This is a genomic window from Ruegeria sp. CRTD044 (assembly GCF_059613485.1).
On record NZ_JBXWSP010000007.1, the window covers coordinates 75,856 to 89,754 of the forward strand.

Annotated in this window: 11 protein-coding genes and 1 tRNA gene; 2 read left to right on the forward strand and 10 right to left on the reverse strand. The window is 59.6% G+C overall.

The window, feature by feature from the left end; translation table 11 throughout:
* Positions 1 to 33 precede the first annotated feature (33 nt).
* The 8 genes from AC2FNL_RS08140 to AC2FNL_RS08175 form a co-directional block, all read right to left on the reverse strand.
* Positions 34 to 123, reverse strand: a tRNA-Ser gene (locus AC2FNL_RS08140).
* A 159-nt stretch (positions 124 to 282) separates the two neighbouring features.
* Complete coding sequence (locus AC2FNL_RS08145) at positions 283 to 2,727, reverse strand: DUF3772 domain-containing protein (protein ID WP_496833079.1); 2,445 nt, start codon at positions 2,725 to 2,727, stop codon at positions 283 to 285.
* Positions 2,727 to 3,761, reverse strand: a complete 1,035-nt coding sequence (locus tag AC2FNL_RS08150) for a cysteine synthase A (RefSeq protein WP_170450218.1) — start codon at positions 3,759 to 3,761, stop codon at positions 2,727 to 2,729. The genes AC2FNL_RS08145 and AC2FNL_RS08150 overlap by 1 nt, the downstream gene beginning before the upstream one ends.
* 69 nt (positions 3,762 to 3,830) lie before the next feature.
* Positions 3,831 to 4,946, reverse strand: a complete 1,116-nt coding sequence (locus tag AC2FNL_RS08155; protein ID WP_496833080.1) for an NUDIX domain-containing protein — start codon at positions 4,944 to 4,946, stop codon at positions 3,831 to 3,833.
* Between the two features lie 21 nt (positions 4,947 to 4,967).
* Positions 4,968 to 5,408 carry a TrgA family protein gene (locus tag AC2FNL_RS08160; protein ID WP_093961876.1) on the reverse strand — a complete coding sequence of 147 codons (441 nt, stop codon included), beginning with the start codon at positions 5,406 to 5,408 and terminating at the stop codon, positions 4,968 to 4,970.
* 17 nt (positions 5,409 to 5,425) lie between these two features.
* A complete protein-coding gene (locus AC2FNL_RS08165; RefSeq protein WP_496833081.1) occupies positions 5,426 to 6,634 on the reverse strand; it encodes a class I SAM-dependent methyltransferase in 1,209 nt (402 codons plus the stop codon).
* Between the two features lie 69 nt (positions 6,635 to 6,703).
* Positions 6,704 to 8,128, reverse strand: coding sequence for a cryptochrome/photolyase family protein (locus tag AC2FNL_RS08170; protein WP_496833082.1), 1,425 nt, complete (start codon positions 8,126 to 8,128; stop codon positions 6,704 to 6,706).
* Positions 8,129 to 8,173: 45 nt separating this feature from the next.
* Complete coding sequence (locus AC2FNL_RS08175) at positions 8,174 to 9,400, reverse strand: aminotransferase class V-fold PLP-dependent enzyme (RefSeq protein WP_093961873.1); 1,227 nt, start codon at positions 9,398 to 9,400, stop codon at positions 8,174 to 8,176.
* 257 nt (positions 9,401 to 9,657) lie between these two features.
* Here AC2FNL_RS08175 and AC2FNL_RS08180 point away from each other — a divergent pair, with 257 nt between their 5' ends.
* Entirely contained in the window at positions 9,658 to 10,041 is a 384-nt protein-coding gene (locus AC2FNL_RS08180; RefSeq protein ID WP_170338943.1) for a VOC family protein, read from the forward strand.
* Between the two features lie 51 nt (positions 10,042 to 10,092).
* Here AC2FNL_RS08180 and AC2FNL_RS08185 read toward each other — a convergent pair whose 3' ends face one another.
* Together AC2FNL_RS08185 and pyrH are read right to left on the reverse strand one after the other, a co-directional pair.
* A complete protein-coding gene (locus tag AC2FNL_RS08185) occupies positions 10,093 to 11,679 on the reverse strand; it encodes a BCCT family transporter (protein WP_170368350.1) in 1,587 nt (528 codons plus the stop codon).
* A gap of 206 nt (positions 11,680 to 11,885) precedes the next feature.
* On the reverse strand, positions 11,886 to 12,638 hold the full coding sequence (gene pyrH, locus AC2FNL_RS08190) for a UMP kinase (protein WP_170368349.1): 753 nt from the start codon (positions 12,636 to 12,638) through the stop codon (positions 11,886 to 11,888).
* Between the two features lie 98 nt (positions 12,639 to 12,736).
* Between pyrH and miaA the strand changes: the two genes are divergently transcribed.
* A complete protein-coding gene (gene miaA, locus AC2FNL_RS08195; RefSeq protein WP_496833083.1) occupies positions 12,737 to 13,633 on the forward strand; it encodes a tRNA (adenosine(37)-N6)-dimethylallyltransferase MiaA in 897 nt (298 codons plus the stop codon).
* Positions 13,634 to 13,899 lie beyond the last annotated feature (266 nt).

The following is a 13,899-nucleotide window of genomic DNA, read 5'->3' on the forward strand; positions in this document are numbered from 1 at the left end:
AGGCGCGCAAAAACTGTGGGTATTCAAGGTGAATGGCGGAGAGACAGGGATTCGAACCCTGGAGACGGTTTCCCGCCTACACACTTTCCAGGCGTGCGCCTTCGACCACTCGGCCACCTCTCCGTGCCGGCGATATTTGGACCAACGAACAGGGATTTGCAAGGGCCGATTGCGCGGAAATCCAAGGGATACGCAAGTTGCCTGAAGCGCCCCCACCCCAAACGATTGAGCGGGGTCGCTTCGGTCTCGGCTGGCCGGCGAGATGGTGCTGTAGTCCTCTGACTACAGCTCTTCGCCGTTGTCTCCGTCCATGTCGGCCTCGGTCAGGTCCATCGGCGCCGCGCTTGAGTCGTCGGTCTTCGCAGGTTCCTGTTGATCCGGCTGTTGGGGCTTCGCTGCCTTGTTGGCCGGTTGCACCAATACCTCGGGGTTGCGCAGCCAGAGATCGCGCTGTGCGAATGGAATCTCGATCCCTTCTTCGGTGAAGCGCCGGTTGATTTCGTGGTTCATGTCCGACTTTACGGACAAGACCCAATTCACGTCGCGCAGGATTGCTCTGATTTCGAAATCCAGCGAGTCCGCACCAAACCCCTGGAACACGACGTTGGGTGCCGGGTTGGCCAAGACCATAGGATGCGCATTCGCGATTTCGCCCAGGATCTTCTCGACCTTGCGAGTGTCAGTCCCATAGGCGACGCCAACCGGAACGATGACCCGTCCGATGGTATTGCCGCGGGTATAGTTGGTCACCACGCCGCTGATCAGGTCCGAGTTTGGAACAATCACATCGGTCCGGTCAAAGGTTTCCACCCGTGTTGAGCGCACTGAGATGTCGCGCACATAACCCATCATCCCGTTGACATCGATCCAGTCCCCTTTTGCGATCGGCCGTTCGACCAACAGGATGATGCCCGATACAAAATTCGACACGATTGTCTGCAGACCAAAACCGATGCCCACAGACAACGCACCAGCGACGATCGCAAGTGACGACAGATCAAAGCCCGCGACAATGATCGCGGCCAATGCTGCAAGGAAAATTCCCACATAGCCCGTGCCGGCGACGATCGCGTTCTGCCCACCCGGATCGATGCTGGTTTTGGGAAGCAACGAATTGCGCAAACCGCTCTGAAGCAATCGCGTAAGCATGTAACCGATCGCAAATACGGCCACGAAAGTCAGGAAGTTGCTGGGCGAGATCGTCACGCCGCCGATGTCAAATCCCATCAGAAGGCGGGACCACGCCTCGCGCAGATCCGAGTCGCGCGCGCCCCAATACAGCGCTAGAATCGGCAACGACAGAATGGCCAGAGCGAACCCGACCAGCACCGAGAACAACGAGTCGCTGGCCGCGTCGCCCTGCCCCGTCAGCCAGCCATAGATCGAGCTGATGAACCGCTGGAAGATGACGATGGCCGTTATCAGGACCAGCGTTTTGACCGATGGGAACACGATCGCTTCGGCGGCATTGGTATAGCCAATGGCAGCCAGGACAACGCTTGCGATGCCCAGGAAAAACAGCGCCCGGCGGAGCAGCTCGACCAGCTGACTGAACCCGGCAGCCCGTGCTGACTGGCCCTGCTCAGTCTCATCCTCGGATCCTTCGGGGCGGCGGATTTGGCGGATCCGCAGCAGCAACAGGGCTGTCACGAGTATCACAGGGAAACTGACGACGGCGCGAGTAGCCTCTGACGTGTTTTCGATCCGTTCGAACAATTGGCCAAGTTCATGCAGGATCAGCATCAGCGCGAGCAGATCCAGATAAACCCGCAGTTCCTTGATCGTATTTGCCGACAGGACTTTGAAACCCCGTTCTTCGCCCATCAAATAGACCTGACGGCCGATCCAGTCGTAAAACAGGATGATCGCGGCCCAATACGGGATTTCCTGGATCAGCAATGTGCCGCGCAACCCCGGCACACCGGTCATGACCACGGCCTGAACGATAATGGCAACCCCGAACCATGGCAGAATGATCCGGAACAGCGACACGACGAATGTCCATACGCCACGCCCGGAGCCTCCGAACCGCCGCAGATAGTCTCCAGCTTTCTCCGACCAAGATCGCCCGAACAGCAGCAGGATCATGGCCACCGCGAGCAGAATACCGATGGCAAGTCCGCTCTCTTTCAGCTTTTCACGGACAACGGCCGAACGCATGTTGGCCTTCGTCTCGTTCATCAATGCACGGCCAGCTTCGGTTACGTCCACCCAGGCAGGCGCCCAATGCGCCGGGTTGAGCGGCGATGGCCCGCGCTCAAGAAACTCTTTCCGCTGCCGCTCACGGATGATCTTGTCGATTTCGCTGATCAGGCCGTTGGCGCGGCTGTAGGCCTCTTCGGAGATGATCCGCGGTACCTTCAGGCTGTTGAGTTGCTGCTCGAGGTTCTCTCGCAAGCTGGCGATGTCTTCGGGTTCCGAAGATCCGTCATCGGGTTTGGGCCCCAATGCCTTGAGCTGGCTTTCCAGCGTTTGAATGCGATCCGTGTTCGCACTTCGGGCGCGATTGAAGTCGTCCCGATAACCACTTATTTCAGTGCGCAATTTCTCCATCGAGGCATTCGATGCCCGATTGGCTTCGATCACCTTCTCGGCACGCTCGGCGGTGCTGAGCCATCCCTGGTAGTACTCGCTTTGACGGTCGGTCAGCTGCGCCGAGGCTCCGCCTGCGGCGCCAATTGCGACCACAAACGCAAATGCCAGTAAAACCAGGAACTGCCGCAGCATCATACGTCCTCAAATACACCCGGTATGCTTCGCGGGGCCTCGGTCATCCACTCTGGAACCGGCAGTTCCTTTTCACGCAGGAAGTCGGGGTTGAACAGTTTCGACTGGTAGCGCGTGCCATAGTCGCACAACACGGTGACGATGGTGTGACCCGGACCCATTTCCTTGGCCAGCCTCACGGCGCCGGCAATGTTGATTGCGGTGGACCCACCCATGACCAGCCCCTCTTCGCGCAGAAGGTCGAAGATATAGGGCAACGCTTCGTTGTCCGTGATCTGGTAGGCGTGGTCGGGCTTGAACCCTTCGAGGTTTTTGGTGATGCGGACCTGGCCGATCCCCTCGGCGATCGAGCCACCCTCCATCGCAATTTCACCCGTCGTGTAATAGGAATAGAGACCGGCGCCCATTGGATCGGCGATACCGACCTTGACGCCCTTGGGCTGCAAAGCCTCGGCCACACCGGCCAGCGTTCCGCCCGATCCGACCGCACAGATGAATCCATCGACCTTGCCGTCGGTCTGCTCCCAGATTTCCGGCCCAGTGGTCTCGACATGCGCCCGACGGTTCGCGACGTTGTCGAACTGGTTTGCCCAGATCGCGCCATTGGGTTCGGTCTTGGCCAACTGCTCGGCCAGCCGCCGCGAGTAATGCACAAAATTGTTGGGATTCCGGTAGGGTGCGGCGGGAACCTGAACCAGTTGAGCCCCGGCAAGGCGCAGCATGTCCTTCTTCTCTTCCGATTGGGTTTCCGGGATGACGATCACGGTTTTGAACCCCATCGACGCGCCGACCAGCGCCAGACCAATGCCCGTGTTGCCCGCGGTCCCCTCGACAATCGTCCCGCCGGGCTTGAGATCGCCGCGCGCAATGGCGTCGCGAATGATGAACAGCGCCGCGCGATCCTTGACCGACTGACCGGGGTTCATGAACTCGGCCTTCCCAAGGATTTCGCACCCGGTTTCTTCGCTGACACGGCGCAGCCGGATCAACGGAGTTTTTCCTACGGCGTCAGCAAGGTCTCGTGCAATGCGCATGGCACCCTCTTGTAAATTGGCGTTTTCGCAGATGTACAGGTGCCCTGCGCCGACCACAAGGCGGGATAGTCATCCCCGCAACCGATCGCGGTTGCGTGCCAACCAATGCGCCAAGGACAATAGAGGAAGGTCCTTGAAGACATGCCGGTCAACCATATCCATGAATTCGGCATACGGCAGAATCCTGCTGCGAATGTCCTCCCCCTCGGTTGCTAAGCCACCATTGTTGATCGAGGCGGTCAGGTCTCCAATCCCAACATAAAGGTGGATGTATTCAGTGGACGATCCGCTCGAAGAATAGGCACCGCCTGCATATTCGAGCCGCGAGAACGAGACCTGCGCCTCCTCCATGGCTTCCCTGTGGGCTGCCTGTTCAGGGGTTTCTCCGGGATCGATCATGCCGGCGACCGGCTCCCACATCCAAGGCTCGGGGTCGCCGATCAAGAAAACCGGGGTTCGGAACTGCTCAACCAAAAGGACCGTATCGCGCAGGGGATCATACGGCAGCACCACGACCGCAGCACCCTGCATCAAACCATTCCGATTGAGAACCGGCCCCATCGACCCATCGTATCGGCGGTGCTGCAGTTCGATTTCTTCCATCCCGAAATAGTCGATGTATGCGCGCGTGTGGCGGTGCACGATCACATCATCGCGGACACTGCGACCATCCCCGGTTCTCCGTTGCTGCGCCGCAAGCTTGGCCCAGGCCCGGGTGCGAATGGCTGGAAAGCTGCGCGCGATCCGAGAGGCATCGACCTTGCCGAAATACCCCATGACCTCATCCGCAGCCAAGAGGGTCATCGCGCCCCACTCGGACACCCACTGTTCCAACGACCAGGGATCGGACGGCGTCCATAGCCCGGGAGCGGGAAAGAAGACTTGGGCGGAAACGGTCGATCCGCCCTCAAGGACGACCTCTTTGACATGCAGGTCATAGTCGAACCCACCTTCGTAGAAGGCCAACCGTTCGATGTCTTGCGCAGTTAGGCTCTGCACCAAGATACCCTGTGCAGCTGCGCCGGGCGTCTCAAGGATCATCGGAAAGGCCTGGTCCCGCACCGCGTGAACCGCGTGGTCCGGCAGCATCGCCGGCTCGGCCGCAAGATCCTGTCCCGAGCGACCCAAAACAAGTTCAAGCAGCGGCAAATACCGCAATGTGCCGTAGAAAAACAGATTGGTCATCGTAGGCTCGTGACTAGGGCGTCAGTTCCAGCGCCGCGAGGCGCCTTCGGTAAACAGGCCGGACAGCAGCGCACCAATCGCCAAGGTCGCGATGATCTCGGGCGAGATCAGTTGCTTGCCGAAATCCACTCCGATCTGGAAGATGGCCAGCAATGCCTCGAATGGCCCGTCATAGCGGTGACGCATCGCAAGCCGGAACATCTCGTACGTGCCCTGGACGAACAGGCCCCAAAACACCAGAGAAACCACTCCGGTCAGGCCATTGTTCACGGCTGCAGTCCAGCCGCGGCCCGCCCGTTTGCCCATGATGACCCAACCACACAAAAAACCAAGGACCAGGTTCACATAGGTAAAGTAGCCGTAGTCCTTTCCCTCTTCGCCGTTGTCGATGATCATGCCAGACACAAGGAAAGCCACCACCATAAGACTGAGCGCGGCAACAAGACGTGAGGCTGTCGGCATTCCGATATTTCCGTGTGTTAGTTGGGTTTTGCTACGGTGATCTGTGTCACATCGCAATTGCCCGTGTCAAAGGCTGCGCCGCAGGCGGTCAAATAATAATTCCACATGCGGCGGAAACGCTCATCAAAGCCCATCGCAGCCACCTGGTCCCATTTGTCGTTGAACGTGTCGTACCAGCGCCGCAAGGTCAGGTCATAGCTTGGGCCAAACTCCTTCGACTTGACCACATCCAAACCGGCCTGCTGGATTTCCTGCCTCAGCACCGTCGGGGCTGGCAACATGCCGCCCGGAAAGATATATTTCTGAATAAAATCAACGCCGTTCTTGTAGACGTCCCAGCGGCGGTCGGCCACAGTGATGATCTGAAGCGTGGCCCGTGCGCCGGGCTTCAACCGGTCGCGGACCGTTTGAAAATAGACCGGCCAGTACTTTTGCCCAACGGCCTCGAACATCTCGATCGACGCAATGCCGTCATACTGCCCACGCTCGTCGCGATAGTCCTGCAGCTTGAAGGTTACCTTGTCGGAAAGACCAGCTTTTTCGATACGTTGCGTCGCATACTTCAACTGTTCCTGGCTGATGGTCAGGCCGGTGACCCTCAGGTCTCTTTCCTTGGCGGCGTATTCGGCAAAGCCACCCCAACCGCAGCCAATTTCAAGGATATGGTCGCCCGGCTTTGCACCCATCTCGTCGACCAGGCTGGCATATTTGGCCGTCTGAGCCTTTTCCAAGCTTTCCTGGCCAGTTTCGAACAGCGCGCTGGAGTAGGTCATGGTCTCGTCCAGCCACAGGCTGTAGAAATCATTGCCCAGATCGTAGTGGTACGAAATGTTCTTTTTGGCCTGTTTTCGGTTGTTCCGGTGCAGCCAGAACCGCAGGCGCTCGTAGGCCTGAACCAAGAATTTGCCAGTGAAATCATCATAGACCGTCTCGGTGCCCAGATGGACAAGATCCATGAAGGCGCGCAGGCCAGGTGTGCTCCACCCACCTTCAAGGTAGGCGTCGGAAAAGCCGAGCTCGCCTTCACGGATCAACCGGGCGAACACATCCGGGTCGTGAATATCGACACGGGCGACAGGTCCGGGTTTGGCACCTTCGTTGCGAAACACGCGCCCATCCGGCAGCGCGATGTCCAGCCGTCCGGACTCCATTCGCTGCAGCATCTTGAAGACCTGCGAAAAATATCTGGGCAGGTTTTTTTGCCCCTCTGTCGTCGTCAGGATCATCCGCTCTCCCCTGTGCGGTGGTCGGAGCAGGCTAGGACGGGATTCCGTTTCTGGCAAGTTTTCAATTCCTTACTGGTGTTTTCGGCTTTCGTAGGCGGCAAGCGCCCGCTGTCGCCCAACCTTCAGATCAACGACCGGATCAGGATAGGCATCCGTCGGAGACAGTCCCCATGACACCGGCACCGCATCGAAATAGGCAAGCGCCGTCTCGGGCGGGTTCTTTTGTCCTTCGGCCAGCCATCGGCGGACATAGGCGCCCGTGGGGTCAAACTTCTCGGCTTGGGTCTGCGGGTTGAAGATACGAAAGAACGGCGAGGCATCCGGCCCCGACCCCGCAACCCACTGCCACCCCATGGCATTCGCTGCCGGATCCCAATCGACCAGACAGTCCGCAAACCAATCCATGCCGACCTTCCAGTGCGTCATCAAGTGCTTGGTCAGGTAGCTGGCGACGATCATGCGGACGCGGTTGTGCATCCGCCCGGTGACGTACATCTGCCGTAGGCCCGCATCTATCACCGGTATCCCCGTTCGCGCCATCGTCCAGGCTCGAACTTCGGGGGTGTCGGCGTCTGTGTTCCACGGAAACGCATCCCATTCCGGCTTCCAGTTTGCGCTCAGTAGATGCGGTGTGTGGTACATCAAGTGATATGCGAACTCGCGCCAGACGAGTTGGCGCAAGAAGCCCTCGGCCCCGGACGAGCCGGAAAACCCTGTGCTCTGCACCCGGTGCCAAATGGTTGCCGAGCTGATCTCGCCCAACGAAAGGTACTCGGATAGTCCCGACGTGCCGTCTTCGCCCAGATCGTCCCGTTTTGCGGGATACGCGTCGAGCCGTTCCGTAAATTCGTCCAGCTGCGCAAATGCGGCGGCCTCGCCCGGTTCGACATGAGCCCGCACGACCGCTGCGCCACGACGCATATCCGCGCCAAGGTTCCAGGCCTCAAGCTCGTCCGACTGCGGCCATGATCGGGGTGCCGCGATCCGCGACGGTGCCGACTTGGGAGCATCAACCTCTCTCCCGCGCACAGCCCGCCACATGGGCGTAAAAACACGAAACGGCTGACCCGCCTGTGTGGCGACCGTCCATGGCTCGAACAAAAGATGCCCGGCAAAGGACTTGGCGGTTACGCCCTGCGCGGACAACGCAGCCTTTATCTGAGTGTCACGCCCGATGGATTCGGGATCATAGGCCCGCGACCAATAGACGTCAGTTGCCCCCGTTTCCCGTATCAGGTCTTCAAGCGCGGCCAGCGCCGGGCCGCTTCGCAGGATCAGCTTGCTGCCCTTGCGCTCGAGGCTGTCTGACAATGCGGAAAGGCCGAGGCCCAGCCGCCATTTCGGAGCCGCACCCAAGTCATCGACCAGCTGATCTCGCAGAAAAACAGGAATCACAGGTCGGCCTGTCTGCGCGGCCGCAGCCAAAGCCGGATGGTCAGTCAGGCGCAGATCACGCCGGAACCACAAAATGATTGGTGACTGCTCTTTGTCCATTTCCGCCCCGTTTTCATATGTCTACGGGGCGGAACTGTTACCGGATCACAAAACCCGGTCAAATGCTTCGAGCAATTGGTCGATCTCGTTTCGCGAGGTGTAGTGGGTGAAACTTACCCGTAGAACACCTTGCCCCAGATCGACACCCATGGCGGTCAGCGGGCGAACAGCATAGAAGTCACCACCGCCGGCCATGATGCCGTGTTCGGACAGATCAGCCGCCACGCTTTCGGCGTTGCGGTTGACGGCCAAGGCCACGGTCGGAGCCCGTCGTTCGGCATCGGACGGGCCGATCAGGCGCACCGCGTTGCGATCCTTGAGCGCGTCCAGAACCGGCTGCAGAAGCTCAACTTCGTGCGCACGCATCAGGTCGTGGACAAAAGCACCACGCGCAGAAGCCCCCGAGGATGGGCCGCCGTGGTGGTCGCAGAGTTGTTCGACATAGTCGGCCATGCCGGCGCTGGCGGCAATCTGAGCATGGTCCGGTCCGGCCGGCGTGAACCGCTTGTACAGCACGTCTCCGTTGAAGAAATGCCCCTGATTGGGCAGCAACTCGCCCAGCGTGCGCCGGATCACCATGCAGCCCTGATGCGGTCCGTAGGTCTTGTAGGCAGAGAACAGGTAGATATCCGGCCCAAGGTCCCCCACGTTCGGGAAGCCGTGCGGTGCGTAGGAAACACCATCCACGCAGACAAATGCCCCGGCCGCATGCGCGATCGCAGTGATTTCGGTGACCGGGTTGATCTCGGCGATCACGTTCGAACAGTGGGGAAAGCAGACCAGCCGCACCTTGTCGTCCAGCAGGTTTTCCAGATCGGACGGATTCAGCGAACCGGTTTCCGGGTCGATTTCCCATTCGCGAACCTCGATGCCGTCCTCGGCGAGGCGCCGCCAGGGGCCCGAGTTGGCTTCATGGTCCTGGTTGGTCACCACGATCGCTTCACCCGGTTTCATCCACTGCCGAAATGCCTGCGCCAGTACGTAGGTGTTCTGCGTGGTCGAAGGGCCAAAGCTCAGTTCGTCGGTGTCCACGCCCAACAGAGCCGCCATCCGAGCACGTGCCTCATCCATCTCTTCGCCCGCCAGGCGGCTGGCCTCGTAGGGCGCATATGGCTGAACCTTGCGCTGGGTATAGAAGCGGGTCAGCCGATCCAGAACGGGTTTGCAGGTATAGGAGCCGCCCGCGTTCTCAAAGAATGCCTGCCCTTTCAGGCTGGGTTCGGAAAAAGCCGGAAACTGCGCCCGAACGAAATCGATATCCAGAGTGCCCATCGCACAATCCTTCTGTTGTCATGCCCAATGTTCCGAAGTTCCGCCCGCGCATGACACCGGACAACTCCGATACATGGCAGGTCTTCCAGCCAGCCGCGGGTATCGCCGTGGCAGTTCGGCAGCCCGCACGGGGATGACGGGACCAAACGCCGTCAGTTAGCCTGGCCAACCCCGCGCGGTCAAGCCAGGCGTCTGATGCCAGCTTCTGTCATCAGCGCATGCCAAACTCGCGGCACTCAAGACAAGAGAGGTCAAAGATGAGTTATCTTCCAAAGGATTTTCTGGTGTGGGGCGAACTGCCCGTTTCCGACTTGGACAAGGCGGTACAATTCTATGCACACGCCACGGGGGCAGAACTTGCGGTCGACACATCCGGCCCAAACCCCATGGCCATGTTCCGCCCCGCTGACCCGGCAACGGGCGTGGCCTTGCATCTGTACCCGGGAAAGCCAGCAAAAGATGGTACCGGTCCGACCCTTCATCTGGCGGCAGAGGGCACGGCTGAAGAGATCATGGCCAGAGTCAAGGTTGCCGGGGGTCAGGTTGTCTCGGATCCGATCCAGATCCCGGCCGGTCGGTTCTTCTATGCGGTCGATCCCGACGGCAATTCGGTCGGCTTCTTCGAAGGCAGTCAGAAATGAAAAGAAAGGCCCCGGTGACGTCACCGGGGCCCTCTGTCAGTGGCGGTACGCTCAGTTGCGTCGACGTTCGTTCATCAGACCGATGAAGATGGACACGCACATCAAAACCAACACGATCGCAAAGGGAAAGCCGGTGGCAATGGCCGCGGCCTGCAATGCGCCGAGCCCACCGCCCAGCAGCAGTACGACCGCGATGGCCCCTTCCAGCACGCACCAAAATACGCGCTGAGCCGTCGGAGCATCGGTCTTGCCGCCAGCCGTGATGGTGTCGATCACCAGCGAACCCGAGTCCGAGCTTGTGACGAAGAACACAACCACCAGAACGATACCGACGAACGACAGCAGACCTGCCATCGGGAAGGCCTCGAACATCTTGAACATCTTCAGTTCCAGCGCCGCATCGGTCAAAGCCTGCCCATTGCCGGACATGACCTGATCCAGAGCAGCTCCGCCGAAAACGCTCATCCAAAGGGCGCCGACCAGCGTCGGGATCAGGATGACACAGGTCACGAACTCGCGGATCGTGCGCCCGCGCGATATACGTGCGATGAACATGCCGACGAACGGTGACCAAGAAATCCACCACGCCCAGTAGAAGGTGGTCCAGCCCTGCATGAAGTTCGTGTCTTCGCGACCGATCCAATTGGACAGGCCCGGCAGCGCGACGACATATTCGATCATGCTGTCGAAGAAGCCGGTCAGGATCGCCATGGTCGGCCCCACGATCAAGACCAGCAACAAAAGCAGCGCCGCCAGCACCATGTTGGCCTCGGACAGGCGTTTGACCCCTTTGTCCAGTCCGGCGATCACAGAAATCAGGGCGAAGACCGTGATCAAGCCGATCAACAGCACTTTCATCCCGTCCGTCACCGGAACATCAAACAGATAATTCAAACCGGCCAGCGCCTGTGTCGCCCCCAAGCCGAGCGAGGTCGCCAGGCCGAAGATGGTCGCAAAGACCGCAAGCACATCGATGACATGCCCCAGCGGGCCCCAAGTGGCCTCGCCGAACAGCGGGTAAAAGACCGAACGCATCGTCAAGGGCAGCCCGCGATTGAAGCTGAAGAATGCCAAGGCCAGCGCAACAACCGCATAGATCGCCCAAGGGTGCATGCCCCAATGAAAGATCGTGGCTGCCATCGCCAGCTTCCGCGATGCGTCGGGATCCTCCAGCCCGGCGCCCAACGGTGCCCAGTCGGTGCGCAGGCCGTCCTCGCCCACGGCGACACCACCAAGTGATGCGCCATAGTGCGAGATCGGCTCGGCCACACCCCAGAAAACAAGCCCGATCCCCATGCCAGCGGCGAACAGCATCGAGAACCAACCCGCATAGCTGTAGTCCGGTTTCGCATCGTCGCCGCCCAACCTGATCTTGCCCAGCGGCGTCACGATCAGCAGCAACGAAAACACGACGAAGATGTTGGCCGAAAGCATGAATACCCAGTCGAACCGGTTGGTCAGCGCGGGGCGCAACCAGCCGAAGAAATCGGCAGCCTGCTCGCGGAAAACCAACGAAAAGAAGACGAAGGCGATGATGGTCAGGCCAGACACGGCAAAAACCGGATTGTGAATATCCAGCCCCATGACCTGGATATTGTCCTGGCCGACCTCGTAGTCGGCATCTGAATTGTCGGACATTCTCTCTCCTCTCACTTTAATGCGCTTTTGATCAGGGAAAGATCGCTTTTTCGGTCAGCCGCCAGAGACTTTCCGGCGGGCAAAAGCGACACGCATACCGGTCACACCGAGCATTTTCAGCGGACCGGAAGGCGTTGGGTTACCTAACGTCCGAACCGAGTCGGGCGCCAGGCAAACTAATGTGGGCTGTTCGGTCGGACCTTTGGCTAGCCTTGAACCTTGGTATAGGTCCCCTCGCCTGCCAGAATTCCGCGGAACCCGCCGGGCTCGTCCAACCCGAATACGATCAGCGGCAGATTGTTGTCGCGCGCCAGAGCGATGGCCGAAGCATCCATGACCTTCAAACGCTTGGCGAGAACGTCGTCATAGGTCACCGAGTCATAGCGGACAGCGTCCGAATGTGCCTTGGGGTCCTTGTCGTAGACGCCGTCGACACCGTTCTTGCCCATGAAAATCGCCTCGCAGGCCATTTCGTTGGCGCGCAGCGTCGCGGCGGTATCTGTGGTGAAGTACGGGTTGCCGGTTCCAGCCGCAAAGATGCACACCCGTTTCTTTTCCAAGTGGCGCACAGCGCGGCGGCGAATATAGGGCTCGCACACCTCGTCCATGCGGATGGCCGAGATCACCCGGGTGAAGACACCCAGGCCCTCAAGCGCGGATTGCACGGCCAGCGCGTTCATCACGGTCGCCAACATGCCCATGTAGTCGGCCGTGGTCCGTTCCATCCCCTGGGCCGAGCCCGACAGGCCACGAAAGATGTTGCCGCCGCCGATGACCATGCAGATCTCGACGCCCAGATCATGAACCGACTTCACCTCTTGCGCGATGCGTTGAACGGTCGGGGGATGCAACCCGAATCCCTGATCCCCCATCAGCGCCTCGCCCGAGATTTTCAACATGACGCGTTTGTATGTCGTCTTGGGGGTTTCATCGGTTGTGTTGGTGGCAGAAAGGGTCATGTTGCGCTCCGGGCTGGCACGAGTTTGTTTTCCGGCGCAAAATGAAGCAAAACCACCGCGGGTTCAATGCGGATGGTCAAGGAACAGGGCAAACACTCATGGCTGAAAACACAGCGCGCAATTTGCTGAACAGTCTGCCGCCCATTCCCGACGATCTGCCGGTCCTCATCATGGGGCCGACCGCATCGGGCAAATCAGCCCTTGCACTGGAGATTGCCGAACACGCGGGCGGGATCATCGTCAATGCGGATGCCAGCCAGATTTACAACTGCTGGCGCATCATTTCCGCGCGACCCTCGATCGACGAAGAAGCTCGGGCTCCACACGCTCTCTATGGCCATGTCGCTTTTGATCAAGACTATTCGGCCGGCCACTGGCTGCGCGAGGTGCGGACTTTTTTGTCAGGACCGCAGCGTCCGATCATCGTGGGCGGTACGGGCCTTTACTTTTCGACCTTGACGGAAGGTATGGCAGACATCCCGGCAACGCCGCCCGAGTTGCGCAAGACTGCGGACGCGATCCCCCTGCCCGAGCTTCTGGCCGGGATTGATCCAAGGACACGGGACCGGATCGACACGCGCAACCGCGCCCGTGTGCAACGGGCCTGGGAGGTCGAGCAAGCCACGGGCCGGACATTGGCGGATTGGCAGGACGACACGCCGCCACCGCTGCTGCCCCTGGATCAAGCGTTTCCAATCGTCGTGACGCCCGAGCGAGACTGGCTGATCACGCGCATCAATTCGCGCTTTGACCAGATGTTGCAGGCGGGTGCCCTGGACGAAGTTGCGGCGATGCGCGACAGGTACGACCCGAACCTGCCCTCATGCAAGGCCATCGGAGTACCTGAGTTGATGGCCCACATCGAAGGGCGGATGACCTTGGCCGACGCCCGCGAAAGAGCAACGATTGCGACACGCCAATACGCCAAACGCCAGCGCACGTGGTGCCGTGCCCGGATGAAGCAATGGCATAACGTCGATCCGAGCCATGGCTGAGTGAATCACTGACATCGCGCCAAAACCTCGTCCGAAGTCGTTTATTTTCAGCCACATAAGGGATTCTGGGCCGAAACCCGTCGGAAAAGGGAATCACAAGTTCCAGAATCAGACTTGCCGATACCAGCCCCGGCGGCCACGGCTCAGGTTTCTCTGCAAATGTCGTTTTTGTGCACTTGATGACGATTTCGAACATTGACCTAAATTGGAATCTGGTGCCGAATGAACGCATGGGGATGCACAGAATTCAAAAAACCACATCCAAA